Raw genomic sequence first — 24,789 nt, forward strand, 5'->3', positions numbered from 1 at the left:
CGCCCGGGGCGATAAAATTTTATAGGTCATTCCATCCGGCAACTAAAAACTTAAAAAACAGACAGATGAAAAAAAGATTGCTTGCATTGCTTATTTTATTAGGGGCCGCTCCGGCGGCCGTAAACGCACAGCGCCAGACGGTCAGCGGTGTGGTCACCAATGCCGAAACAAAACAGCCACTGCCCGCCATTTCCGTATCCGTAAAAGGGGCAGGGTCCGGTACGTATACGGATGACCGGGGCAGATTTCATTTAACTGCTAAAATGAATTTTCCGCTGACGCTTGTTTTTTCTTCCACGGGCTATGAAACAAAGGAACAAACGGTTGGTGCGCCCGGTGCGCTGGAAGTGGCGTTAAATCCGGTATCCACGCTGGGGGAGGAAGTGGTGGTCAATGCCAGTCGCATGGTACAGCGTAAACTTACGGCCCCGGTTACCATCGAACAACTCAGCCGGCGCGACATACAGCAATCGCCGCAGCTCAATTATATCGATGCCTTGCAGGGATTACGCGGAGTGGATGTAACCGTGTCTAGTATGGGTTTTACCAGCATTACCACCCGGGGTTTCAATACCAGCGGCAATACCAATTTTACACAGATCGTAGACGGAATGGACAACCAGGCGCCGGGGCTCAACTTCCCCCTGGGGTCGGTGATCAGTCCCACGCAGCTGGACGTGGATAATATTGAATTGCTCACCGGCGCTTCATCGGCGTTGTATGGCTCACGCGGACTGAATGGTACCATGATCACCACCAGCAAGAACCCTTTTAAAGACCAGGGCTTTAGTTTTCTCATCACACAGGGCGTCAATCATATCAACGGGAAAAAATACGGCGACCCGGTAAAGGCTTCACCGTATTACGACTGGAGCATGCGCTGGGCGCAGAAACTGGGAGAACGCTTTGCCTATAAGCTGAATGTACAATACACCCAGGGCAATGATTGGGTAGCCACCGATTCCACCAATAAGAACGGACCGGGGTCGCGCTATACCGATCCGAATTATAACGGCGTGAATTATTACGGTGGGGCAACCTCCGTGGACCTGGTGCCGTTTATGCAGGGCGCGCTGGCCGCAGATCCTTCACTGGCGCCGCTGATAGAACCCTTTCTGGCAGAACATCCTTCGTACTATGTGGCCCGTACCGGTTACCCTGAATATGGCTATCTGAATAACAAAGCCTATATGTTCAAAAGCAATGCGGAGCTGCGGTACAAACTAACCCCCGGCATGGAGCTGATCGGATCCGGTACTTTCGGCACCGGGAATATCGTATATACCAATGATACCCGGTACCAGATCCGCGGGTTTAAGGTAGGGCAGTACCGGTTGGAACTGCGGGCCAACAACTGGTTTGTAAGGACATATACCACTATGGAAAATTCCGGTCGCACCTTACTGGCAGGCCCTACGGCGCAGTATCTCAATGAGGCCTGGAAGCCCAGCTACAATGAAAGTACCGGTGACGGCTGGTACCCGCAGTATACCATGGCGTTGCTTACCGCACTGGCCGGAGGATCCAGCCTGGAAGCGGCCAATTTAACGGCAAGAGGCTTTGCGGATCAGGGTATGCCCTTGCAAGGCAGTGTGTATTTCAACCGCTTAAAAGACAGTATTGCCAACCGGCCGATCTCTGAGGGTGGGACCCTGTTCCTGGACCGTTCCAAATTGTATAACGCAGAAGCGCAGTATAATTTTTCCGACATGGTCAAATTCATGAACCTGATCGCAGGTGTCAACTACCGCCTGTACCGGTTGAACAGTAAGAATACCCTGTTCCCGGACAATGACAAGCCCATCAATGTAAACGAATGGAGCGCTTACCTCCAGGCCTCCAAAAAAGTGATCCGGGAGAAGCTCAACCTCAGCGCTTCCTTCCGCTGGGATAAGAATTCATTGTTCACGGATCCAAAGATCACTTCCCGTCTGTCTTCTGTATTTGAAGCCGATCACAATAACTACATCCGCTTTTCCTACCAGAATGCCTATAGTTATCCCAGCAATATACAGGCTTTGCAAAATACATTGAACGGGTACAACAGCTATTCTTCAGGTGGCTCCAGTTACCTGCTGAACGGCGTGTATCATTTTGACCAGTACCCACCTTATACATTGGAAAGCGTGCGGCAGTACCAGAACAGCAATGATCCATCGGTATTAAAAAAGTTTTCCTATGAGGGGATTAAACCGCAATCGGTAAATGCCTTTGAACTGGGTTATGCCACGGTGATCAATAAATTTATTTTAATTGATGTGCTCGGCTATTATGCCACCTGGAAGAATTTTATCGGCTATGCCAATGTGGCTAACACACCGGGCACGGATGACGTTACCGCATTTAAGGATCAGAATAAGTATACGGTTTATAACATCGCCTTTAACGGGGCAAAGGGCGTGGAAACCTATGGTTATGCCGCCAGCATCAGTATCGACTTCCTGCGTAGCTTCCGTTTTAAAGCCAACTATTTCTCCGACCATATCAATAATAAGAACAATACGCAGGTCAATAATTTTAATGCGCCTAATTATCATATTAACTTTGATCTGGGCAATTCCGGGTTCGGGTATAACAAGGTATGGTCGTTCAACACCACATTGCGTTACAAACCGGGTTATTTTTATGTGGTGAACGGCGGCGGGGGTGAAGGTACCGTTCCTTCATCGGCCGTTATTGATGCCCAGATCAGCTATAAGCTATTGAAGGCGCACTCCGGCATCCGGTTAGGCGGCACGAATATTACTAATAAATACTATTCCACGGGTATTGCCAATCCCATGATCGGTGCTACCTATTATGTATCCTTTGCATACAATATTTTTTAACCATGAATACTGAAACAATGAGCTACAAACAATCTTTCTTAATCCTCCTGGAATTGGGGCTGCTGCTCTTTACTTCCTGTCAGACAGGTACCGGTGAAAAGTCAGTATACAAAAATGCCCTCAGTTTTGGCCCGGGTGATGAGGCGAAGATCGTCGAAACTTTTTTAATGGTCAAAGACAGCACGGATGTACTGCTAAAGGCAGGGGTGTATCATTTCGACAATCTCAGCCTGGCCAATGTAAAGCACATCCGCATCCGGGGTGAAGGACCGGAAAAGACCATCCTGGATTTTTCTTCCCAGAAAACAGGAGGGGAGGGCATCCGGGTTACGGCCCTTACCGGGTTTACCATTGATAACATGACCATACGCGATTCAAAAGGCGATCTTATCAAGATCAATAAGAGCCGGGACGTGGTCGTGACCAATCTGCATGCCGTTTGGAAAACGGCCGATTCTACCAGCGGCGGCTATGCCATTTATCCTGTGCTCTGTAAAAATGTGCTGGTAGAGAACTGTTATGTGGAAGGTTCTTCCGATGCGGGGATCTATGTAGGACAGTCGGACTCCGCCATCATCCGCAAGAACAAAGGAGCGAAGAATGTAGCCGGTTGCGAAGTGGAGAATACCACCCATGCAGAAGTGTACGACAATGAGTTTTATAACAATACTGCCGGCTTCCTGGTGTTTGACCTGCCCGGGCTTTCGCAGCGGGGCGGTAAAGTGAAGGCCTATAACAATTATATCCATGATAATAATTTCAGGAACTTTGCCAAGGCAGGCAGCTTCGGCACCGCATGGGGGGTAGGCAATGCGCCTCCGGGCAGCGGCATCATCATCCTGGCCACTTCGGATGTGGAGCTGTACAACAACCGCATCATCAACAACAATACGTCCGGTATCATCCTGGCATCCGGCTTTGCGGTGGACGACAGCGCGGTGAACCGGATCAGTGACCAGTATTTCCCCATTTCCTCCCATATAAAAATTCATGGAAATACATTTGAAATGGCTCCTGATTTTCCGGTTCCGGTACATGAGCACCGTATGGGACCCATGTTTGTAGCGGTGGAGCAGGCACTGCGGAAGGCCGATCCGAAAATAAAACGCATCCCGTTCATCTTTTACGACGGAGTGTCGTCGAATGTACTAAAGAATGGTACAGCCGTCAATCCGGATTCATTGTGTATCCGGCAAAGCGGGGACAATGTGTTTGTGAACGGTGATTTTCTGAACATGGCCAACCCGGCCAGCTGGAAGCCGAATACGGATGTGGCACCTTTTGTTTGCAAATAGTAGTACGGGCGTTGAAGTGTGCGACGCAACAGGCTCCCATAGTAGTACTGTTGCCGGGCCCATAAAAAGATCAAGAAATGAAAAAGGTTTATCGGGTAAGTGCTTTTATCACGCTGTTGCTGGCAGCTGCAGCGGTTCTGCAGCAGGGCTGTAAGAATAAACAGGGGAGTAAGGAGCTCCCTGTGCAAACCGGGTTTGTGTTCCGGGAAAAACTGTCGGACTACGGGTTCTTTGCCGGGGAACTGAAGACGCTGCAACCCGCCGCCGGTGTTACCCATTATGAGATCATCACCCCCTTGTTCAGTGATTATACGGTTAAGGACCGGTTCATCGTACTGCCAAAAGGCAAGCCGTTGAAGTATACGGCCAACGGTGTGCTCGATTTTCCGGACGCCTCTATCATCATCAAAAACTTTGCGTATAAAAATAAAGCCGGCCGGAAGGTCATGATCGAGACCCGGTTGCTGGTAAAGGATCCGGCGGACGCGCAATGGAAGGTGATGGACTATTTATGGAACCAGGAGCAGACGGAAGCAGTGAAGCATATTACCGGCGCTGCACTGCCCATCGCTTTTATTGATGATGCCGGTAATGAGATCCGCACCACCTACCTGGTGCCCAACCTGAATGACTGCAAGCGCTGTCATAATAATAACAATGAGCTGCAACCGATCGGACCCAAAGCACGTAACCTTAACTTTATTGTAAAAGGACAAAAAGAGAACCAGCTGGCACATTGGGCCGCACAGGGGATGTTGACGGGAATGCCTGTGGCGGACAGTATCGGACAACTGCCGGATTGGACGGATGCCCAGCGTTATACCTTGGATCAGCGGGCGCGGGCTTACCTGGAGATGAACTGTGCGCATTGCCACCGTGCTACCGGCGATGCTTCCAATACCGGGTTGTTCCTCGATTATGATGAAAAAGATCCTTACCATGTCGGCGTCATGAAGGAACCCGTATCAGCAGGAGGTGGGGCCGGCGGCCTGAATTATGATATTGTTCCCAGTGATCCGGCGCATTCCATATTTGTATACCGGATGAACAGTGCAGAGCCGAATATCGCCATGCCGGAGCTGGGCCGTTCCGTGATCCACAAAGAAGGCGTGGCGCTTATTACAGAATGGATCAAAAAAATGAAATAGTGTGTCTGATCAGGCCGGCTGACAGGTGTTCACCACCTTTCCTTTTCCATAGTAAGTGGCTTTAAACCCTTTGTGTTTCTTTGTGGTTCTGTGTTTTTGTGGCGAATGAACACAGAACCACAAAGTCTCGAAGGCTCAAAGGAACACAAAGGTTTTTTTATTGTTGCTTTGAGAACCCCTTGCTTCAGTGACGCTGCGGCAAACGGGGTAAGGCTGCTCAGGGATTGTGCAGATTTGCACGAGAGGTCTTGGCACCGGTACTTCATATACCAGTCTGTGATCAGCCGTGTTATCTGTGAGAGCAGGCCTTGTGGCTTTGTATATTCTTTGCGGCGGACGAACGCGGAACCACGAAGTCTCGAAGGCTCAAAGGAACACGAAGGTTTTTTATAAGCTTTGTGCAGGTTTGTGTCTTTACGCTCATGCCGCCAGCGAACCCGAAGTCACGAAAGCCACGGGAAACAAGAAGCTCTTTATTCTCTTTGTGCGGCTTTGTGTCTTTCTGTCTTTGTGGCAGAAGGATAACAAAAAATGTTTATCTTCCGTCACTAAACCTCAACCACATGAAATTAAAAATAATGATTGCCCTGGGCGGTGTTTTGGTAATGTCCTGTACCCAGCAACAGCAGGAAGAAAAAATTGCGAAACCCAAACTATCATTGGCCGGTACCTGGAAGCTTTTAACCGGAACACTTATTGAAAACGGCGACACCACGATTACCGACTATACGAAAGACCGGTCCTTTATCAAGATCATTAACGACAGCCATTTTGCATTTTTGCATCACGGTCTGAACAGCTGGAAGGACTCCGCTGTTTTTTCTGCAGGGGGCGGCACTTATATATTGAAAGATAGTACCTATACAGAACACCTCGAATATTGCAATGCCCGTAACTGGGAAGGCAATGATTTTAGTTTTACGATATCTGTTAGAAACGATACGCTGATACAGCAGGGGGTTGAAAAAATTGAAGGCAGCAATGTTAGTCGCTACAATATTGAAAGATACGTGCGCGAAAGATAAGAGATATTGCTTTTATTTCTTTTAAACAGCTGTCGAAGCCCGGAAGCGATGGGTTTGCCGTCGATAATGGCGGATCAATATCAGGAACATTACTATATCAAATGCCGCATAAGCATATTGAGAGCGGGAGACGCCCACACCAAAAGGGAACCAAATACCCTGAATGTGAAGCGCTGATAATTCCTGTGCAAACAAGCCGGTTGAAATCAGCAGTGTGGCCAATAAAACAAGCCATTTATCTTCTGTGTGCTGCCGGATACCGCGGTAGATTATATACAGCATCAATAAAAGAAATAACAGGCGGATGATGTTAGAAAGTGTATTAAAAATAGAATGAGAAATTGATTCGGCCATCCAGGGCAGCCCCAGCAGCTGCGAGCACATATAAAGGAGCATCAGCACGGCAATGATCCGCGGAATCCAAACAGATTCTTCCAGTTTGTGCCAGTTCCACCAGGCCATCAGCCAGCTGCCCAGCGTCAATGGTATCAGGATCACCGGGGTAATAATGTCAAACGTATGAGCGCTTTCTACCTGGAACCAGTAGAAAACCGCCTGGTTGGCGCGCACCAGCGCCAGTAAGATCAACGCAAATACAAACCACTGATACTGTTTCCCAGGCTTATAAAAAATGGAGATCAGCAGCGCCAATAACAGGAATATAGCAGGCAAGATCACTTCCGCTATATAGCCTTTGATGATCTGATCCCATTGGAATTGGTAGATGGCGGCAACGCTGCTTTTTTCACCCAGTACCGGAGCAATATGAATGCCGCCGGCGTCCGGAAGCTGGCTTAAGGTAGCCTTGCTCATCCAGACTCTGAAAGCGATCGTCACCGATTTTTTGTTCCGGATACTGTCCGGCAACAAAAACAGCCGGGGTTGTACACTGTATGCCACAGGCTCCGGTTTTGAAAAATCGCCGGCATTACCAAGCAATGCTCCGTTAAGGAACAATTGATAGGCATCATCAACAGCAGGGGGGCAGGCTATGGCCAGCTGAGCTCCCTTTACCATATCTAATGAAATTTTTATGCGGTACCAGGCAAATCCGGAATAGTTGCCGTGCCCTTTAGTGGTCCATCCCGGTACATAGCCCGAGAATCCTACATCGCCGTCATGCGCACCCGGCGGCGCAGAAAGATCCACAAGCGCCCAATCTGCGTCATCAAGATCCGGGTCGCTCCACTGGGGATGATCACCGGTTTTAAATTTCCATGGTCCGTTACAGGTAACGGTGGAAGGATCATCATCAGATACGGCCGCGTTGGCGCCCGGAACGAAAAAGAGCGCCGCAGCCAATGGCAGCAGCAAAACAAGCTGTATTTTCATTTTGTGTTTCATCAGATAATGCTTAGCCGGTTTATAACGCGTTATAAATTTATAGAAACGTTTTTAAAAGCGCAGCCGGTTAACGTCGTGCTGAGCTTGTCGAAGCAGAATTCAATTATAAAGAGCAGTTTCGTCCGAACAAAGTTCGACCCGGACAGGCTTCGTCGGGGTCCGTCTGATTAGGGAATTGATGGCGCTGATGCCGGGGAGAGGAGCTTTGGGATAAGGAGGTGTATAGAATATAAAGTGATCGGGTTTTATTTACAGATCCTTTATCAAATTTATTATTTAACATAATATAAATTATAGGACAAAACGGGCCGCCGGAAATCGGCGCCTGATCCGTTTATCCTATAATTGAACGTTATGTCTGCGGCTCCGCTTTAAGGCGGAGCCTTGCCCTGCGGGTAAATAGCCGTAATGGTATGCGCTCCATGGGTTGGTAAAAATTCCTGCGGTGCAAAAAAACATACGCAGGAGATTTTTACTGCACCCATGTTCACGCAGTCGTTATAGTGTCTTTAAAATTTTTGCCTTTTTTTTGCCCACGCTTCTTTTAAAAACATGGCCGCTACGCTGGCCTGTAAAAAATGCAATGTGCGCCGCTTCGCTTTGCATTTGTTTGCATTTTTCCAGGCTGGCGCTGCGCGGGCATTGTTTATTTGTTCTTTTGCCTTGATGCAAAAGGACGAATCCCGAAAGCTTTCGGGACAAGGCCAAACGAATGCTCCGCCGTTTGGCCGGCCAGCGCACACGCACACCCGGCACGATAAGCAGCCTGCCGGCCTTATTTTAGGTGTAGCTTGAAGCGTCTGCCGCCTGCTTATTGGCGTACCGCTACTGCGCTGTCCCGATAACTATCGGGATTCTTCGGGGAAATGCACGGTAGCGATAATTATACATGACGAAGAAAATAGGCGCTTTGCACTACCCTGATTTCCGTAGTAGCCATCCTTCTACTTAACATAATGTAGTCCTCTGCATCTTTTCAAGACTGGTTATAACTCGTTTACCGCATCCAGCGCATAATGGCTTAGCTCTTCAATTGCTCTGGTAAAAACTTTGATCTCCCATGTAGAAAAATGACGCAACGCTGCCGGCTGCTCATGGTTCAGAAATATATTGCCGGGCGTGGTAAATACCATGCTTGGGATGAGGTACATTACAGGGTTCGTATTGCTCATATAGACGGTGAGCAATATCAACAGATCCGGGCGCGGTGTATAACCGAAGTCGCGCTGATTGATGCTGACGCTGCGGGCTTCACCCAGGTTAAGGGAACATAAAACAATTTCGCGCCTGTCGCCATTACCGGATAAAAAACTGATACGATCTGCCGGAACGCTTTCCGGTAAAGGATTATAGCCAAACAGTGTTAGTTTATCCCTCAACGCTATTTGCCGCTAAGGTTTATGCTGGGAAAATTTATGTACGCGCCCCATCGCCTCGGGAATCCTTTGCTGCAAATGGTGAGCCGCCGTGTAGGGTTTATTTTCTTTGGGTGTTTGGGTGTTGTTGTCATAGGAAACTGATTTTTTTTGTCAGGGTTTTAATTCTTCGCATTTGGTAATGACAAGCCGGCCGGGCCGGCAATCAATTTCGACCACATCGCGATCCCTGAAGCCGAAATCTGTAAGCGTATCGCCCGCCAGCCAAATGATGGGTGCTTCGGTAGTGCCGCCGCCCCAGCATTGAAACGTTTCGCTGCATACCATCATCCGCTTTATAATGCGGATGCATGGTGGCAATTGTTTTGGTGTTTTCATATAGCCTGATTTTTCATACAAAGCAAGGTTGCCCGTTGGCCGTTTCCTACAACAGCACAGATGTATTTCACAAGAATTGATGTGTTTTTTACCTAACTTTAGGCCGCTGTTTATGATACGAATAAAGTAAATTTGCCCTATGACAACTTATAAAACTATGCCAAACAATAAAATACATGAAGGCCGCAATGTGAAACGTTTCCGCGAAATGCTGGGTATAAAACAGGATGCTCTTGCCGCCGACCTGGGCGATGACTGGAACCAGCAACGCGTATCCCTGCTGGAGCAGAAGGAAACCATTGACACTTCCCTGCTGCAACAAATTTCTGCCATACTGAAAGTGCCTGTAGAGGCTATCCAGAATTTTGATGAAGAGCAGGCGGTGAATGTGATTGCGAATACAATTAATAATAATGACAATAGTTCGTTCTTTAATCAAGGCACGATAAATATTAATCCTATAGAGGAAATTAAGAAACTACACGAAGAGAAGATGGCGCTTTATGAACGAATGCTGAAGGAGAAGGATGAAATGATGGCGAGGTTGGAGAAGTTGATCAATAAATAGTTTTAGGGCGTGCCCCCTGCCCTACCAGCGCACAACATCAGTACACGGCCGGGGTCGGGCTATCCGCTATATCTTTTGCTCTGCTACGCTTATGACTTCTCAATTAGTAATTCACTTCTGCAAATACCAAAACGTATCATTGTTTCAAATACTAGGAGCGTTAAAATTTATATGAATGAGAGAAAATTTTAGAAAAGCCCTTCTTAATATTATAAAACATGGAGACACAGATATCTTTCCATTCCCCTTTGAAAGGTATTTGTTTAGCGATAAACTTAACGAGATCTTAGATTTATTAGAAGTCTATCATGCGAATTTGGAGCAAACACTTAGTCAATCTCCCCCACTTACTCTGGTTAAATTAAGCCAAGTAGGTTACTATGGTTTTAGGCAAGCAACCATGATAGAACCTTTTTGGAATGCTTATTTCCTTGGCTTGGTTATTTCGCTGGCCAATAGCATTGAACAGACAAGAATTAATGAGTCTGAAAACAGAATTTTTTCTTATCGTTTTGGATGGGATGAGGACAATGGCACCCTTTTTAAGGATACCACCTGGAATGATTATAAGATGCAGTGTATAGAAAATTCAAAGTCTTATAATTTTGTTCTTCAAACGGATATTTCAAATTTTTATCCAAGGATAAATCATCATAAATTAGAAAATGAGTTAAAGCGGGTAGACACAACAACAGATATTCCTAAAAGAATAATTAAGTTGTTAAGCGTTTTTTCAGGCACTATTTCCTACGGTCTTCCAGTTGGTGGGCCTGCATCGAGAATACTGGCCGAATTGGCACTAAATCATACAGACTTTCACTTGCGATCTAGAGGAATAACTTTTTGTAGATATGCTGATGATTATACTATTTTTTGCGACGATGAATCGGAAGCTTACAAAATTCTCATTCTTCTCTCGGAAAAACTTTCTAATGATCAATTGGGACTACAAAAAGATAAGACCAAGATTATGTCGTCAGAAGAATTTAGAGAAATCAACAGGTTTCTTGATCCAAAACCGACTAATGACACTAGTGCCGAAGAAGAACAGAAATTATTGAATATATCTATAAGGTTTGATCCATATTCTGCTACGGCAGTTGAAGATTATGATGCATTGAAAGAAGCGGTTAAAGAAATTGATATAGTAGGCATTTTGTCAAGAGAGGTTAATAAAACTCGTATTGATCAAACTGTTACAAAGCAGGCAATCAATGCGACTAAAGTGCTTTCTAAAGCAAATCAGGTACAAGCAGTAAGCATTCTCCTCGATCATAACAATCTTGTAACGCTTTCTCCTGTATTTACTTCAATTATGCGAGCAGTAAGAAGCATATATGAAGACCTTAACGACGATGGGAAAGAACTTGTGGATAAATCTTTATTAGAACTTTTCGGTAGTCAAAGCTATCTGACTAAAATCGAAATGAATTTAAATTACATCGTTCAAATACTTTCATTAAGATATTCGTCTGAGAAAGAGGCATTGTTTATCAAGCTTTTTGAAACTCAGACCAACCACTTACTAAAGAGGCAAATTATTATTGCAATGGCCAATTGGACTTGCCATTATTGGTTAGTGGATATAAAAAATCAATTTACAACTTTAACTACTTGGGAAAGACGCGCTGTTATTTACGCCTCATATTTCTTGGGTGATGAGGGCAAGCATTGGAGGACACATAATAAGAGCTTGTTTAGTAGAGAAGAGCACATTATTAGAGATTGGAGCGAATGGAGAAAGCAACAGAATTCCCTTATACTTGTATGATAAGCGAAAGAGACATAGCAGAAAAATTTACGACAATTTGGAAACGAAGCTTTCCAATACTTACACCCAATTTTATGCGGGTTTTTAACGAGGCGCAAATAGAAGCAATTAATTCAAACCCAGCAGTAACTATTGACGATGATATAAGATACGACCTGGTCTCAGAGGTATCGTTTAATCTTTCTCAAATAGTAATTGAAAGAAGTGTAGAAGCTGTTGACTATTTATCTGACGATAATAACGTAATGGAGTTGCTAAGAAAAACAGCTAAATTTATTTGGAAATCTAAAAATTATTCCGATGATAATTTAGTTCTGACAAATGCAGAAACTAAGGATATTGTAAATATTACAAATAATACCGTCGAGTTTATTACTAAAACAAAAAGAGAATCTCTACAATTTAAGCCAACCCTCAAAGGGTATAATTTCATATCAGATTTAGAGGCAGATTTGCTCATTGACGATACTCTATATGAAGTAAAGACAGTTAACAGGAATTTTAAATCGACTGACCTAAAACAGCTTTTTATTTATTTAGCTCTCAGGCAAGTAAGTGAACATGGAGCATGGAAGTGGGCTGGTCTATATAACCCAAGGAAGGGGACCTATTGTAAGTTTAATGTAAATAGTTTGATATATAATCTATCAGGTGGAAATACGCCTAATGAGGCATTTGAAAGTTTATTGGAAGGATTAGTTAGAGATATGGAACTGGATAGTACATTCTAGTTTCGCCGTTGTTGGTGCCGCCCCTTACCGGGGACACGCCCAAACCCTGAAAAATACCATCGGCAAGCGCTAAGCCCCTACCCTTGCGGGTTTTAAAGGGTTGGCTATTGTAGCACAACGCAAAATTATAATGCAGAACGGGCTTTACTTCACAGGCTGCATTGCCCGGTTGCCGGCTGCAATGCGGCGAATTGCGTATATTTATGTTTGGTGGCCGGGGCTGTAATGGCCTTAAATTTTAATAAGCCACATACGAAAGCATGGTAAACAGAACTTTTACACCTTTTCCAATTTTAAGAACGGAAAGGCTTAGCCTCCGGCAACTGGTAATTAATGACGAGCAGGAAATTTTTGCTTTGCGTTCTGATAGTGAAATAAATAAATACCTGGACAGGCAGGCAAGCCATACTGTTGATGATGCAAGGAATTTCATCAATAAGGTTAATGAGCATATTAATAATAATGAGGCTTTATACTGGGCAATAACTTTGCGTGATACAAACATATTGGTTGGGACAATTTGTCTTTTTGGCTTTTCAGATGAACATGACAGCTGTGAGATCGGCTATGAACTCCAGACAAACTTTCAGGGGCAGGGAATAATGAGGGAGGCTGCAGCAAAGGTTATCGGCTATGCATTCCATACACTTAAGGTTCAAAAAATTGAAGCATTCTTGCATAAGGATAATCTGCGCTCTGTAAGACTGCTGGATAAATTTTTGTTTCAGCGATCAAACAAGCCTGATGAGGCAACACCTGAATTAATAGGTTACGAGCTGACCAATTCAATTGACAAGCCGAAATAAAAAAATCGCCGGGCAAAAAAACCTGGCCGTTAGCGGTCATGGTAAAGCGATGCACCATTAACCCTGAACAGACAAATTATGCAAGATAGAAACGAAAAACCCGGTACTGTAAAGGAAGACAAGCTGAAGATAAAAATTGTCTCCGACAGTAATCCTTATCTTCCTGCTGATATCCGGCAAAAGCTGCTACAGCCCCGCAGGCTGACTTCTTATTTTTTAATGCTGGTTGACAGCGGCGCTGTTACCTATAATGTAGATCTGCAGGACATGACGCTTACGGACGGACAATTGCTTTTTGCAATGCCTAACCAGGTATTTGTACCCCCGGCTAAAACCGCCGACCTTAAATATTTCAAAGTACTGTTTGATGAGAGCACATTAGCCTTGCTGCCGCAGCAATTTCCTTTTCTGGTGAATCCTTTAAACACACAAACGATCATTTTTGACAATGCGGCAAGAGAACGGGTGAGCAAAGTTTTTGAAATTTTACACCAGCTGCTTCATGCAGGCGAACAGCCGGCCGATACAGAAATAGTATTGGCTTACCTGAACGCCCTGTTAACAGAACTGAACAGCGCTTATTTCCAGAATACGGAACCGGCAAATATGCTGAACACCAACCTGTCAAAATTTATTGCGTTCAAATTAATGGTGGAAACCCATCTTACCGAGCAGCCTTCTGTAAATGCCATAGCAGAAAAGCTGGCTTTAACCACCAACAGCTTATACCGCATCGTAAAGGAATATTCGGGCGTTTCGCCAAAAGATTTTTTCACCAACCGGTTAATGATTGAAGCGCGGCGGAAATTACAGTATGCCCCCCTTTCTGTAAAAGAGCTGGCGTACGAGCTGGGCTTTAACGACCCTGATTACTTTTCAAGATTCTTCAAAAAATGTACAGGACAAAGCATCAGCGAGTTTATTAAAAAGTAATCCGCTTAGCAGCAAAAATCAAAATGTAGTTTATAAGTACAGGAACAAAATGATGAAAAACGACCTGATCACTTTTGGGACATACAGCTGGCTGGTGCTTGACATCAAGAAGGACAGGATATTGATTATTACCGAAGACATTATAGCATTGCGTTGGTATCATAGTGATTTTACGGATACGACCTGGGCCGATTGTGCGTTAAGAAAATATCTTAATACAGAATTTTACAACACATTCAGCCAAGATGAAAAAGCAAGGATCATTGCCGTAGAAAATCATAATCCGGACAATGCCTGGTTTAAGACAAAAGGAGGCAAAAATACTACCGACAATATATTTTTACTTAGCCTGGAAGAAGCCTGCGAATACTTTGGCGACAGTAAAGAAAACCTGAATATTAAAAGTAAACAGAAATGGTTAATAGCTGACGAAAATGACCAGAATAGACGGGCGAAATACGAAAATGAATTCCATTGGTGGCGGCTTCGCTCACCAGGTTACTATGGAAAAACATCGGCAAGCATTAATGCAAAAGGGAACGTGTACGTTCGTGGTAATGGTGTATACGGACGGCCAAAAGACGGCGGCGGGCTTCGCCCGGCATTATGGTTAAAATTATCATGAGGGAATAAAGAGATCACTGCCCCCGAAAACCGGGGCTTTTTTATACAACTATTTAGCTTTACAGGATTCGTCAGGATAATAAATTGATTTGTCCATCTCCCCTGCCTTTCAGCCGGCTACTTTTGCTTCATTAATTTAACAGATAATGAAATCAGCATTAGTAACAGGCTCTAACAAAAGCATCGGCTTTGAAGTTGCACGGCAGCTTGCGCAACAAGGAATTTATGTTTACCTCGGCAGTCGCAGTCTGGAAAACGGCAGAGCAGCGGTGAATAAATTGAAAGCAGAGGGATTAAGCAATGTAGCGGCTATCCGGCTCGACATTACGGATGATGCATCTGTAAAAAATGCCCGTGCAGCAATAGGCAGGCAAACAAGAACACTGGACATACTGATCAATAACGCCGGCATTTTTGGCGGCTATCCACAAGCGGCGCTTGATGCCACCATAGACCAGTTCAAAGCTGCATACGATGCAAATGTTTACGGGGTTGTAAGGGTGACACAGGCATTTATTGATTTATTGAAAAATGCTGCTGAGCCCCGTATTGTCAATGTTAGCTCAAGCCAGGGCTCTATTACTTTGCACAGCGACCCTTCCTATAAGTATTACGACTACAAAGGAGCGGTTTATCTTTCTTCCAAATCGGCCATGAATATGTACACCGTTGTACTGGCATACGAGCTGAGGGATAGTAATTTCAAAGTAAATGCCGTTTGCCCGGGATTTACAAAAACGGATTTCAACGGGCACAGGGGCACTGGAACTTTAGAAGACGCCGGAAAGCGCATTGTAAAATATGCTTTGATTGACAAAGACGGACCAACCGGAAAATTCTTCAGTGAAGAAAATAATCCGGTAACAGGAGCAATACCGTGGTAATTAAACAACGAACCGTCTGGCACCGATTGAAAACCCAAACGGTGGAGCGCAGCGGAGCAAAAGATATAGCGGATAGCCCGGCCCCGGTATGGGGCGTTTGTTGGTTATCCTTTTTATTTTGCACAGTCTACCGCCCATTACCGGGGACACGCCCAAACCCTGAAAACTGCAATCGGTAAACGATAAGCTGCCATCCTTGCGGGAGGTAAAGGCATCAGGAAGAGTGTTTTGCTTCAATGGATTTTGGACAACCCCTGCCCTTCGGGTAAATAATCAATCACGGTTGCGCCTCTTATTGATTCGCTATTTTATTATACGCGTTCAGGCACTCACCAAGCGGTTTTCCCTGGTTATAAATACAATCGCAAAATGCTTCGCAGGCCTTTGGGTTTCTATTGCCGGGACATCCGTTGGTGCATTCCTCCGGGGAATTTCCCGGCCGGATATCATATATATACAGGTTTGTGATGATTACCGCTGCTATCATGCCGACAACAGATCCGAAAAACAGGAAGGGAAATTTATTGCTCAGCGGTTTTTTCCTTGCAGGACGATCATTCTCTTTACCTTGTTTGAATTGTAACAGGTATTTTAACCGGTCATAGTCCCACCATAACAAATAAATATTGCCAAGCAGGAATATGGTCGTTATGCGGGTACCCTCGAACCGGACGGCATAAGTAAGGATACAAATGTTCAGGATAATGGGAAAATACGACAATGCCCCCAGGAATGCTGTTCTTGGAATGAGCAATAAAACGCCGATTACTAACTGCGATATCCCGATAAATGTATAGTAGTATTCGGTGTGGTACAAGGCTTCCAGATAATGCCCCATTGGGTTGTTAACGGATAAGCCGGCGGCAAACCGTTCTCCCCTGATTTTTACAATGCCTGATATAAAGAATGCCAGCGCCAGTACGATGCGGCAGAAAACAGCAAAGTAATAAAACCATTTGTTCCCTTTTGCTTCATCATACAGATGGGTAAGCCTGCCTGCTTTGCTCATATAATAAAAGTTGCGTTGCCGGTTACGAATAATTTTGTGCTTTACTTTGCCTGTTGCGTTTCCCTATGTACTCTGCTATTCTAATCTAAAAGCACTTTGAACTACAAAGTTCAAGAAAATAACTTATCCTCCAAAAATTATTTTTAAGGCGTTCGTTTTCCTGCCGCGCCCCGGTACTATCCGATTTATGAAGAAAAACGGTCGCCACCACCCTATTTCAATATGCCGGTGACCGATAAAGAGAATGGCCTGGCTTTAACCGGCAGGACCCTGCCCGGTCCATCGTGAAGCATTTTTAAGAAAACTAAAAAATGTTACGTGCTCCGCCTCTATCGGGTTGACTGCCTTTTTATGTTAGCCGGTTTTATGTTTGCTGGAAATAACTAGCTCCGGAAGTGTTGAAATATCTTATGCAGGATTTCATTCCGGAGAATGATCATTTTTTCAATGATCCAAGGTGTTGATACCTGTTTATGAGCAAACCGGTGGGCGTTGTCTTTGAATCTATAAAAGCAAGTTCGCGGGCATCAATGCCGTTTGCCAATAAACGTTTACCACTGCCCAGCAGAACCGGGTAAGTGATGAGTACCACTTCATCTGCCAGTCCCTGGTCGAGCAATACAGAGGTTAACGTTGAACTTCCCACAACAATCAGATCGGGGCCGTCCGTTGATTTGAGATCACGGATCGCAGCTACTACTTCTCCTCTCAGTCCTTTTACCGGTCCCCATTCCAGGCTCTCGGGCCGGTGGGTGACAATGTATTTTGTTGCGGCATTTATAGCATTGGCCATTGGAAAATCCCCGGCATTGGGCCAAAAGCCGCTAAATATATCGTAGGTGTGGCGGGCAAGCAGCAGGTCGAAATCCGGACCATAGGCCTCCAGGAGGGCCGCTGCCCCCGCCGGGCTTCGGTAAGGTGTTGTCCACGCACCATAAGTGTAGTCTCCGTCATGCTCGATTACGCCATCCAGCGAGATGTGTTCAAAAATCCGGATCTTTCTCATTTTATTTCTTTTTAATTATTGTTCAAAGTTAAAAAGGATGAGGACCTCCGGTAAGGTGCGATCATGACAACATAAGGGTGTTTTTAGCCCGGCACGGGAAGCCGCGACAATGGGGCCATGATCACGCCCGCGCATAAAACAGGTGGTAAAGACTGCGTATAAAAAGGTAAATGCCCAGGCATCCGCCCCTATTCCTTCCCCACTTTTACGATTTTGGAGTAGGTTACGGTACCATCAAGATCCTGCTGGGCTACCCGGATAAAAGCGATGCTGCCTTGTTCTTCTCTTAACGCTGCATTTTGTTTGCCGCAGGAAAGACCAAATGCAACAGTTGCAAGGATCGTTAACAATAAGGCCGTTCTTCGTCGCCCCGCCGGTAATAACAGCAGGCTTAATAAGCCTATTGCAGATAAAGCAATGCCGTTACCGGTATAGCTATAATTTAATGGTTGGCTGGCATTGCCGGAGATGGCTTTTGATGGAATCGTGCTGATCGGCTTCCAGGTATTACCATCTAATGAGCCCTGCACTATAAAGAAATCTACGTTTTTCTCCGAAAGCGTTTGCCAGTTTACTTCCAGTGTGCTATTGGTATACCGGGCGCTGATGCTGCCAAACACCACCGGCAAGACCTGGGCATAGCACACTCCATTATCGGTAGCATCCCCCGCGATCGTCCATCCCAGTCCGCCGGATGCGGTGGCGTTCATGAGTTTTTGACGGCCATTAGCGGCCGCCGCATCGGAATAAAGCATGTCTGCCTGCCTTTCAAAATTTACGCCCGTGCTGGTGCTGGTATTCGCAGCCCATCCGTTGAGGGTATTGGTGTAGTTCACACAGCTCATGCCTGAGTTCTCAAACATAAAGGTTGCCAGTTGCAGCGATGGCAGTGCCCAATGCCCCAGGTTTTGGTTAAAACTGGTGGCACGCCAGAACATCGCGGACATATCAGTAACTGCAGCCGTATTAAAATTCAGCGGCTGGTTAAAGCTGCTGGCATTGGAAAGCATGTTGGCCATATTAGTGACCTTAGCAGTATTGAAATTCAGCGGCTGGTTAAAACTGGTGGCGCCGAGAAACATGTAGTTCATATTGGTAACTGCAGCGGTATTGAAATTGAGCGGCTGATTGAATTTAGCAGCGTAGGAAAACATTTGTGCCATATTTGTGACATTCGCTGTATTAAAGTTCAGCGGTTGATTAAAGTTGGCAGCATTGGCAAACATTCCCTGCATATTGGTAATGGTGGCGGTATTAAAATTGAGCGGTTGGTTAAATTTAACGGCGTTGAAGAACATAAATTGCAGGTCTGCTACCCCCGTAAGATCCGGGCTATCGGCTGTGGGAATGGTTTCTAAATTAACACAGGTGCTAAATGCCCTGTCAAATGTGGTCCAGTGGGTATTGCCCCATTGGGTTACCGCTACCAGGGCCTTCACAGACGATTCTACATCTGTATTGCCACAATAGAATCTTGAAAAGTTGCCGGTGCCCTTATGTGCCTTTACCCGGTAGATGGTGCCGGCGGCAGGAAAATTAATGGTTGTAAACCCATTGCCGGTCAGGGCCCCCTGAACGGCAGGATTGTTCTTCTGTTCCCACTCAATAGAATATCCGGCACCCTGTCCCGGGAACTGGATAGACGCGGTACCGGCCGGGAGCTTGCTTAAGTCCCATTCCGTTATAAACCAGTCTGCCGGAGCCTGGGCACTTGCCGGTAATACGGCGGTTAAGAATAGAACGAAAAAGAGTACATGCGCTAGTGTTTGTTTTGTTGACTTCATGAACAAAGTTTTAAAATAGAGGATAAGACAATCAAAAATAGGGGTTGTTTTCTATAAAATTTTGAAAGGAGCATTTAGCAGGCTTTTCAGTAAAAACAAGTACACAGGCCATTAACAGGAAGTTCAGCGCAAAAGCGAAGGAAAGACCTCCCATTCCGGTATAGTGAATCCGGGGATAAACAAGGGCAATAGTAATTAGTGCAATAAAAACGACACTAAAGATTTTTCTCATCGATGACTTCCGTTTTGATGCAGCGAGCTCACATCACTGTTTTATATTTCTTAACCGGTAAATATAGCAACTATTTGTATTGAAATATACGATAGTGCCCACAGCGGTCTTCTGACCTGTTAACAGAAAATATCACCCATTAAGGCAGCAATTAGTTGTTTGTAATGAGCGATCTGCGGGAAACACGGCTATCGGAGCGGCGTGAGAGTATGTCGGGTAATCAGCATTACCACATCAGGTCTTCAAGTGATTTGGCGCCGGCCAGATTAAGATTGGTCAGGTTGCAATACAGGCAGTAAAATGCCTTTAATTTATCCAATCCCCTTATTTCTACTGAAGGAAGATGGTTTTTACTGGCATCGAAAAATACCAGGTCCGGAAAAACCGTGAGATCCAGGGCTGTTGCAATGTTGTTTGTACTAATATCCAGCCACTGAAGCCTGGGGCACCTGGATATCCGAAACTCACTCATGTTATTATCATCAATCAATACCTTTTTCAGCCCGGGGTGATCATTTATTTCAAGCTTCGTAAAACGGTTATAACTCAGATCCAGGTCCTTTAGTTTTTTAAGCGCCGAAAGATCGATAGTTGTCAGATGGTTCTTGGTAAAACCAAGCAATTCCAGGTTTACACAACCTTTAAGATTGACGGATTCGATATCCCCGTCCAGCAGATACAACGAGGTAAGACTTGTCATCCCCTCGAGATCCACCTGTTTTATTTTATTCTGAAAAGTTCCGAATTCCACCAGATTGGTAAAGCTTTTGATGCCTTCCAGGGAAGTAAACGGTAGGGCTTCCAGATATAGTTTAGTAACCTTTTTAGCCTCGGATACCTGGATTTCACCATCTCCGTTGATATCCACCTTATTTTGAATGAGCGCATTTTTGAAATTGGGATCAGGAATTTTTACTACCTGGCCCGTTAAAGCAGCGTTCAGTACTATCAACAGCCAGGCTGTCATGCATATTTTCAGAACCATAAGGATAGATTTGTTCGGTATCATAATTTAACAGTTACGATCTCGCCGTCTTTTGTAATTTCCACAAAGGCTTTTTCCAGATCATTGGTTTCATAAAATAATTTAAACTCTTCGTAAATCGGTTCCCGGTAATGTGAAATCGTTTGGCCCATAACATTAAACGTATATGTATCAGACTCCCCTACCTGGTTCAGCATTTTTTTCATGCGCTGCTGTCTTACCATCGTCTGCAAATAATACCTTCCCGGTTTCAAATTTCTAAATGAAAATGCCCCGTCTTTATCCCCGGCTTTGGCAAGAATGCGATAAGAATAGGCTTCCGGCGACATTACTGCGAATGTTTTGCCTTTTCTGTTCTTCTTCTGTAACTCATACCATTCATTAAAATAAGGTGTACAGGGAAAAAGTGTCACCTCAATTCCCAGGTAGGTGTTATCGGGTCTTTTTTTGAGTTTTTTGACTACACCGTTTATTGTACTGGTACCCGGTTCCAGCATACTCCTGGCTTCGGTCTCATTAAAAGTGCTGCTGGGGAGAACAGGTTTCGGATCATCCTGTGCTGATACGGGGACACAATAAAAAATAAAAAGCGACAGAAATATACATGTCTGCTTCATAAGCTATATCTTTTAACAATCAAATTTACCTGATTCTATATCCGAAAAATATACCGAAAAGCAGGTATTTTACCGGTTGGTGGTTGTATACTCTTTTTATCAAATAATGATATTTCTTAGATGGCCGGGCACGGCAAATCCGCTTCTCCCCCGGGTTTTGCCTCAACATATACTATATTCTGTCATGGAGGGAAGGTTTTGGCTAAATATTTTTAGTAAAAGTTGAAATAATCAGTAATTTTATCCCTTTGAAAATCAGAATATCTAAAGCAGATCTGTTATCGCCGGAAACTCTATTCAAAATAATAAATACGCTCCGTTTCTTTATATCAAAACAAAGCCTTTATGAACTGCATCTCTGACCATCCCGTAGAAAAGTCTGTTTCCAAACTGATCCTTCTGCTCGTATTCATTGGTATATTTTCTTTTAGCACCCATGCCCAAACAACTCGTGATTAGCTTACCCGTTTGTTAAATGAGGAATATCACCGATCAGGATTTCCCGGCTTTAGTGTAGCTATTATAAATAAGGACAGCATTCTGTATGAACATGCTTTCGGGTTTGCAGATATTGAGAAGAAAATACCGTATAGCACCAACACGTTGCAGCCGATCGCTTCCATAAGTAAATTATTCATAGGCATGGCAGTGATGAAGGCTGTAGAACAGGGGTTGTTTACGCTGGAGACCAGCATCGATGATATTTTACCGTTTAAAGTGGCTGCTCCATATATGCAGGAAATGCCGGTTCGCATAAAACATTTGGTCACGCATACGTCTGGGATAACAGATAATCAGGACATCTATAAAAAAACATACATTTATACACCTCCTGCAGAGAAGGATAACGCGCTCTATAAATTAATTATATCTAAAGGTTATGGTGCAACAGGAACAGATACCAGCCTGGCCTTGTTTCTAAAGAATTACCTGGCGGCAGATGGCCATTTTTATAATAAAAAGAATTTCAATAAGGCTGCACCCGGTAAACGATACGACTATTCCAATATTGCTTCCGACCTTGCGGCTTACCTGGTAGAGGTAAAGTCGGGACTTTCTTTTGCAGCCTATACGGAAAAATATATTTTAAATCCGCTGCAAATGAATCATTCAGGATGGTTTAGAACAGCAGTAGACCCAAGCAACATCGCTACTTTATATACCGGATTAAAAGCGGCTTATCCATCCTACGGTTCCGTTTGTTATCCTGACGGAGGACTTATTTCCTCCTGTCACGATTTAAGTATCTTTCTTAAGGAAAATATTGCGGGGTATGAAGGCAAAGGAACACTCCTGACACCTGCGTCATTTTCCACGATGATGCAACCCGCTTTTTCCGCAACTTATACACCAAAAGATATCGATCCTAATGAGCCCAATATCGGCGTATTTTATACAATAAAAAAGAATGGAATTATTGGTCACAGCGGCAGCGATGGCGGTGTTACATCATTCCTTTTCTTTAACGCGGAAAAAGGATTCGGCATGCTCTTTATTGCCAATACAGAACTGGAAGGACTAAATGGGATTAATAAAAACCTGTTATCCGATTTTCAAAAAATATGGAATATAATGGGACAGTATGGAGGCAAAATGCAAGCAACAGCTCGTGGGCGGCTCCCATAGCGATCTGCGGCAGCTATTTTTCTCCGGTTAGGCCGGTTCTTCCATAAGACACCGTACCCATTTGTGTTGATCCTGGTTTTTATCGCGTGGCCCTGTTCTCTTCTTCAGAAACAGTGGTCTTTTTGTTATTTTGATTGGTTTTGCCTAAGGAGTAGCTGATCGTGATCTGCAACCGCTGAGCACCCCACCAGTGAGAAAATTGATTGTTGATGATTTCCTTATACCTGAAAATGAGCTGCTGGTAGTAGGTATCAAAGATATCGGTAAACGCGAGCTTGGTATTGAGCTTGTTTGCAAACCACCCTTTTTGCAGTGCAAGATCCACATTATACATGGGTTTAATAATATACAGGCTGTTGCCGGAGCGGGATTCGTAATTGGCAAAAACAGTGGCGGAAAAATTGTTCTTAAACGTAAACGTCTGGTTCAGTTTTAAAACATAATTATAAATACCGGGACTGTATACCTTACCCAGGTAAGGGCGTTGTTCTTTATTATAATACCCCATGGCCTGCAGGTTGACCTGCCATAATTTGCTGATCGTAAAAGGTGCAACGATTGACACATGGGCAAATTTGCGATAAGGCAGGTTGGTGCCCAAAAAAGCCATTTCGTTGGTGACTGTATCGTACATCGGGTATCTGGTGATTACATCCGATTCCTTACCTGCATTGAGCTCAAACAGGTACGATCTGAAACGATAGTTGATTTTAAACTGGCTGGTAGTGGAAGGATCAAGATAGGGGTTGCCGATCCAGTAGTTCAAAGCGCTTAAGTAGAACCGGAAGGGATTTAGCTGGCTGAACGGAGGCCGGGTGATGCGCCGGGTATAAGAAAAAGAAAGATCCTGCCGTTTGTCGATGGGATAACTGACGGTGGCGGAAGGCAACCATTTTATATAAGATTTCCGTACCCGCGAAGCGGTGGTAACCGAGTTGGCAAGCGATCCCGTATGCTCTCCCCTGAGGCCGGCATTTACCTGGATCCTTCCGATTTTCCCGGTTGCAGCCAGATAAGCGGCGCTTATATCTTCGTAATAAATAAAAAGATTACATCATATACAGTTTTTCTTCCAGGACAATTTTTTCCAGTTTCCGGATCAGTTGGCCGGCCTGTTCTTCCGGGATCTTTTTATGCTGATATTTTTCGGACTTTTTTGCCAAAAGGCGATGCGCCTGGTTATTACGGAAGACCTCATAGATTTTTAAATAAGTCAATACGGCAAGAGCAATGGCTCCTATAATACAAACAGGTCCTTTCATAATTCCGGAAAACCCGGTATAATAAATGATATTTCCGATGAGTATATAACCGAAATAGGATGCTTTCCCGAATTTGCTTTTATGCTTCCAGTAAAAAATACAGGTAACCGTCAGACTGGAAAACCAAACGGCATATACAAATTTTACAACATATTGTCTCCATATTTCAGCATACTGTTGCATTGGGAATATAAGCCCCGCTGCAATCAGTATGATAAAAGGCAGGTAGGAAACTTTCCAGTTTTTAAAAAAGATATGTTGTGGAAAAATACAGGACCGGGTATAAAAGAACAGCGTGGGGCCAATAAGTAAACAGGCACTCAACCCCATCTGGATATAACTCAGGGCCAGCTCCGGGTGAAAATAGCTGAATACCGCATCACCCAGCTTTACGGATAGCAGTAACAGCAGTATACCCAGCAGTAAATGATGCGTTACCCTGGATTTATTTAAAAACAGCAAATAGCTACCGAATAAAAATCCGTTTAACGTACTTAATCCGCTTATAAAATAAAACAACCCTTGTGACGCATTCATAGCATAGTTCTAATTAAAAC

Annotated in this window: 24 protein-coding genes; 12 read left to right on the forward strand and 12 right to left on the reverse strand. The window is 44.5% G+C overall.

Features of this window, described 5'->3' with window-relative positions; genetic code table 11:
- Window positions 1-65 precede the first annotated feature (65 nt).
- The 4 genes from K7B07_RS23070 to K7B07_RS23085 all read left to right on the forward strand — a co-directional run bounded on the left by K7B07_RS23070 (window position 66) and on the right by K7B07_RS23085 (window position 6,296).
- Complete coding sequence (locus K7B07_RS23070) at window positions 66-2,828, forward strand: TonB-dependent receptor (protein ID WP_223712903.1); 2,763 nt, start codon at window positions 66-68, stop codon at window positions 2,826-2,828.
- A gap of 17 nt (window positions 2,829-2,845) precedes the next feature.
- Window positions 2,846-4,123, forward strand: a complete 1,278-nt coding sequence (locus K7B07_RS23075) for a parallel beta-helix domain-containing protein (RefSeq protein WP_223712904.1) — start codon at window positions 2,846-2,848, stop codon at window positions 4,121-4,123.
- Window positions 4,124-4,200: 77 nt separating this feature from the next.
- Complete coding sequence (locus tag K7B07_RS23080) at window positions 4,201-5,271, forward strand: SO2930 family diheme c-type cytochrome (RefSeq protein WP_223712905.1); 1,071 nt, start codon at window positions 4,201-4,203, stop codon at window positions 5,269-5,271.
- A gap of 563 nt (window positions 5,272-5,834) precedes the next feature.
- The gene (locus tag K7B07_RS23085; protein ID WP_223712906.1) at window positions 5,835-6,296 is read left to right on the forward strand and encodes a hypothetical protein; all 462 of its coding nucleotides are present in this window, start codon (window positions 5,835-5,837) and stop codon (window positions 6,294-6,296) included.
- A 21-nt stretch (window positions 6,297-6,317) separates the two neighbouring features.
- Here K7B07_RS23085 and K7B07_RS23090 read toward each other — a convergent pair whose 3' ends face one another.
- From K7B07_RS23090 to K7B07_RS23105, 4 genes are all read right to left on the reverse strand, one after another.
- Complete coding sequence (locus K7B07_RS23090; RefSeq protein WP_223712907.1) at window positions 6,318-7,628, reverse strand: glycoside hydrolase; 1,311 nt, start codon at window positions 7,626-7,628, stop codon at window positions 6,318-6,320.
- A gap of 510 nt (window positions 7,629-8,138) precedes the next feature.
- Window positions 8,139-8,387, reverse strand: coding sequence for a hypothetical protein (locus tag K7B07_RS23095; protein ID WP_223712908.1), 249 nt, complete (start codon window positions 8,385-8,387; stop codon window positions 8,139-8,141).
- Window positions 8,388-8,626: 239 nt separating this feature from the next.
- Window positions 8,627-9,019, reverse strand: coding sequence for a hypothetical protein (locus K7B07_RS23100; protein WP_223712909.1), 393 nt, complete (start codon window positions 9,017-9,019; stop codon window positions 8,627-8,629).
- A 150-nt stretch (window positions 9,020-9,169) separates the two neighbouring features.
- The gene (locus K7B07_RS23105) at window positions 9,170-9,394 is read right to left on the reverse strand and encodes a hypothetical protein (RefSeq protein WP_223712910.1); all 225 of its coding nucleotides are present in this window, start codon (window positions 9,392-9,394) and stop codon (window positions 9,170-9,172) included.
- A gap of 157 nt (window positions 9,395-9,551) precedes the next feature.
- Between K7B07_RS23105 and K7B07_RS23110 the strand changes: the two genes are divergently transcribed.
- From K7B07_RS23110 to K7B07_RS23140, 7 genes are all read left to right on the forward strand, one after another.
- Window positions 9,552-9,962 carry a helix-turn-helix domain-containing protein gene (locus tag K7B07_RS23110; RefSeq protein WP_223712911.1) on the forward strand — a complete coding sequence of 137 codons (411 nt, stop codon included), beginning with the start codon at window positions 9,552-9,554 and terminating at the stop codon, window positions 9,960-9,962.
- A gap of 175 nt (window positions 9,963-10,137) precedes the next feature.
- On the forward strand, window positions 10,138-11,733 hold the full coding sequence (locus tag K7B07_RS23115; protein ID WP_223712912.1) for an RNA-directed DNA polymerase: 1,596 nt from the start codon (window positions 10,138-10,140) through the stop codon (window positions 11,731-11,733).
- Complete coding sequence (locus K7B07_RS23120; RefSeq protein WP_223712913.1) at window positions 11,697-12,464, forward strand: hypothetical protein; 768 nt, start codon at window positions 11,697-11,699, stop codon at window positions 12,462-12,464. The genes K7B07_RS23115 and K7B07_RS23120 overlap by 37 nt, the downstream gene beginning before the upstream one ends.
- A 260-nt stretch (window positions 12,465-12,724) precedes the next feature.
- Window positions 12,725-13,270 carry a GNAT family N-acetyltransferase gene (locus K7B07_RS23125; protein WP_223712914.1) on the forward strand — a complete coding sequence of 182 codons (546 nt, stop codon included), beginning with the start codon at window positions 12,725-12,727 and terminating at the stop codon, window positions 13,268-13,270.
- Between the two features lie 78 nt (window positions 13,271-13,348).
- A complete protein-coding gene (locus K7B07_RS23130; RefSeq protein ID WP_223712915.1) occupies window positions 13,349-14,203 on the forward strand; it encodes a helix-turn-helix domain-containing protein in 855 nt (284 codons plus the stop codon).
- A 49-nt stretch (window positions 14,204-14,252) separates the two neighbouring features.
- On the forward strand, window positions 14,253-14,828 hold the full coding sequence (locus K7B07_RS23135; RefSeq protein WP_223712916.1) for a DUF6273 domain-containing protein: 576 nt from the start codon (window positions 14,253-14,255) through the stop codon (window positions 14,826-14,828).
- A gap of 145 nt (window positions 14,829-14,973) precedes the next feature.
- On the forward strand, window positions 14,974-15,711 hold the full coding sequence (locus K7B07_RS23140) for an SDR family oxidoreductase (protein ID WP_223712917.1): 738 nt from the start codon (window positions 14,974-14,976) through the stop codon (window positions 15,709-15,711).
- 292 nt (window positions 15,712-16,003) lie between these two features.
- On the opposite strand, the gene K7B07_RS23145 is transcribed toward K7B07_RS23140, so the two are convergent.
- The 6 genes from K7B07_RS23145 to K7B07_RS23170 all read right to left on the reverse strand — a co-directional run bounded on the left by K7B07_RS23145 (window position 16,004) and on the right by K7B07_RS23170 (window position 21,344).
- Window positions 16,004-16,720 (reverse strand): hypothetical protein, encoded by a 717-nt coding sequence (locus tag K7B07_RS23145; protein ID WP_223712918.1) that lies wholly within the window; start codon window positions 16,718-16,720, stop codon window positions 16,004-16,006.
- A gap of 436 nt (window positions 16,721-17,156) precedes the next feature.
- Window positions 17,157-17,726 (reverse strand): dihydrofolate reductase family protein, encoded by a 570-nt coding sequence (locus K7B07_RS23150; RefSeq protein ID WP_223712919.1) that lies wholly within the window; start codon window positions 17,724-17,726, stop codon window positions 17,157-17,159.
- 188 nt (window positions 17,727-17,914) lie between these two features.
- Complete coding sequence (locus tag K7B07_RS23155; protein WP_223712920.1) at window positions 17,915-19,510, reverse strand: BspA family leucine-rich repeat surface protein; 1,596 nt, start codon at window positions 19,508-19,510, stop codon at window positions 17,915-17,917.
- Window positions 19,511-19,541: 31 nt separating this feature from the next.
- Window positions 19,542-19,742 carry a hypothetical protein gene (locus K7B07_RS23160; RefSeq protein WP_223712921.1) on the reverse strand — a complete coding sequence of 67 codons (201 nt, stop codon included), beginning with the start codon at window positions 19,740-19,742 and terminating at the stop codon, window positions 19,542-19,544.
- 226 nt (window positions 19,743-19,968) lie between these two features.
- Window positions 19,969-20,727: a leucine-rich repeat domain-containing protein gene (locus K7B07_RS23165; protein WP_223712922.1), complete on the reverse strand. Its 759-nt coding sequence runs from the start codon at window positions 20,725-20,727 to the stop codon at window positions 19,969-19,971.
- 20 nt (window positions 20,728-20,747) lie between these two features.
- Window positions 20,748-21,344 (reverse strand): hypothetical protein, encoded by a 597-nt coding sequence (locus tag K7B07_RS23170; protein ID WP_223712923.1) that lies wholly within the window; start codon window positions 21,342-21,344, stop codon window positions 20,748-20,750.
- Between the two features lie 468 nt (window positions 21,345-21,812).
- Here K7B07_RS23170 and K7B07_RS23175 point away from each other — a divergent pair, with 468 nt between their 5' ends.
- A complete protein-coding gene (locus K7B07_RS23175; RefSeq protein WP_223712924.1) occupies window positions 21,813-22,970 on the forward strand; it encodes a serine hydrolase domain-containing protein in 1,158 nt (385 codons plus the stop codon).
- A gap of 79 nt (window positions 22,971-23,049) precedes the next feature.
- Here K7B07_RS23175 and K7B07_RS23180 read toward each other — a convergent pair whose 3' ends face one another.
- Entirely contained in the window at window positions 23,050-24,012 is a 963-nt protein-coding gene (locus K7B07_RS23180; protein WP_223713936.1) for an outer membrane beta-barrel family protein, read from the reverse strand.
- Window positions 24,013-24,019: 7 nt separating this feature from the next.
- Complete coding sequence (locus tag K7B07_RS23185) at window positions 24,020-24,769, reverse strand: hypothetical protein (RefSeq protein WP_223712925.1); 750 nt, start codon at window positions 24,767-24,769, stop codon at window positions 24,020-24,022.
- Window positions 24,770-24,789: the final 20 nt, after the last annotated feature.

The organism is Niabella beijingensis, assembly GCF_020034665.1.
In the GTDB taxonomy this organism is placed as follows: domain Bacteria; phylum Bacteroidota; class Bacteroidia; order Chitinophagales; family Chitinophagaceae; genus Niabella; species Niabella beijingensis.

Coding starts and splice junctions, on each gene's coding strand:
- K7B07_RS23110 (WP_223712911.1), top strand. CDS start 9,552: ATGCCAAACAATAAAATACATGAAGGCCGCAATGTGAAACGTTTCCGC.
- K7B07_RS23120 (WP_223712913.1), top strand. CDS start 11,697: ATGGAGAAAGCAACAGAATTCCCTTATACTTGTATGATAAGCGAAAGA.
- K7B07_RS23105 (WP_223712910.1), bottom strand. CDS start 9,394: ATGAAAACACCAAAACAATTGCCACCATGCATCCGCATTATAAAGCGG.
- K7B07_RS23185 (WP_223712925.1), bottom strand. CDS start 24,769: ATGAATGCGTCACAAGGGTTGTTTTATTTTATAAGCGGATTAAGTACG.
- K7B07_RS23075 (WP_223712904.1), top strand. CDS start 2,846: ATGAGCTACAAACAATCTTTCTTAATCCTCCTGGAATTGGGGCTGCTG.
- K7B07_RS23115 (WP_223712912.1), top strand. CDS start 10,138: ATGAGAGAAAATTTTAGAAAAGCCCTTCTTAATATTATAAAACATGGA.
- K7B07_RS23080 (WP_223712905.1), top strand. CDS start 4,201: ATGAAAAAGGTTTATCGGGTAAGTGCTTTTATCACGCTGTTGCTGGCA.
- K7B07_RS23155 (WP_223712920.1), bottom strand. CDS start 19,510: ATGAAGTCAACAAAACAAACACTAGCGCATGTACTCTTTTTCGTTCTA.
- K7B07_RS23125 (WP_223712914.1), top strand. CDS start 12,725: ATGGTAAACAGAACTTTTACACCTTTTCCAATTTTAAGAACGGAAAGG.
- K7B07_RS23145 (WP_223712918.1), bottom strand. CDS start 16,720: ATGAGCAAAGCAGGCAGGCTTACCCATCTGTATGATGAAGCAAAAGGG.
- K7B07_RS23140 (WP_223712917.1), top strand. CDS start 14,974: ATGAAATCAGCATTAGTAACAGGCTCTAACAAAAGCATCGGCTTTGAA.
- K7B07_RS23160 (WP_223712921.1), bottom strand. CDS start 19,742: ATGAGAAAAATCTTTAGTGTCGTTTTTATTGCACTAATTACTATTGCC.
- K7B07_RS23150 (WP_223712919.1), bottom strand. CDS start 17,726: ATGAGAAAGATCCGGATTTTTGAACACATCTCGCTGGATGGCGTAATC.
- K7B07_RS23130 (WP_223712915.1), top strand. CDS start 13,349: ATGCAAGATAGAAACGAAAAACCCGGTACTGTAAAGGAAGACAAGCTG.
- K7B07_RS23085 (WP_223712906.1), top strand. CDS start 5,835: ATGAAATTAAAAATAATGATTGCCCTGGGCGGTGTTTTGGTAATGTCC.
- K7B07_RS23170 (WP_223712923.1), bottom strand. CDS start 21,344: ATGAAGCAGACATGTATATTTCTGTCGCTTTTTATTTTTTATTGTGTC.
- K7B07_RS23135 (WP_223712916.1), top strand. CDS start 14,253: ATGATGAAAAACGACCTGATCACTTTTGGGACATACAGCTGGCTGGTG.
- K7B07_RS23070 (WP_223712903.1), top strand. CDS start 66: ATGAAAAAAAGATTGCTTGCATTGCTTATTTTATTAGGGGCCGCTCCG.
- K7B07_RS23090 (WP_223712907.1), bottom strand. CDS start 7,628: ATGAAAATACAGCTTGTTTTGCTGCTGCCATTGGCTGCGGCGCTCTTT.
- K7B07_RS23165 (WP_223712922.1), bottom strand. CDS start 20,727: ATGGTTCTGAAAATATGCATGACAGCCTGGCTGTTGATAGTACTGAAC.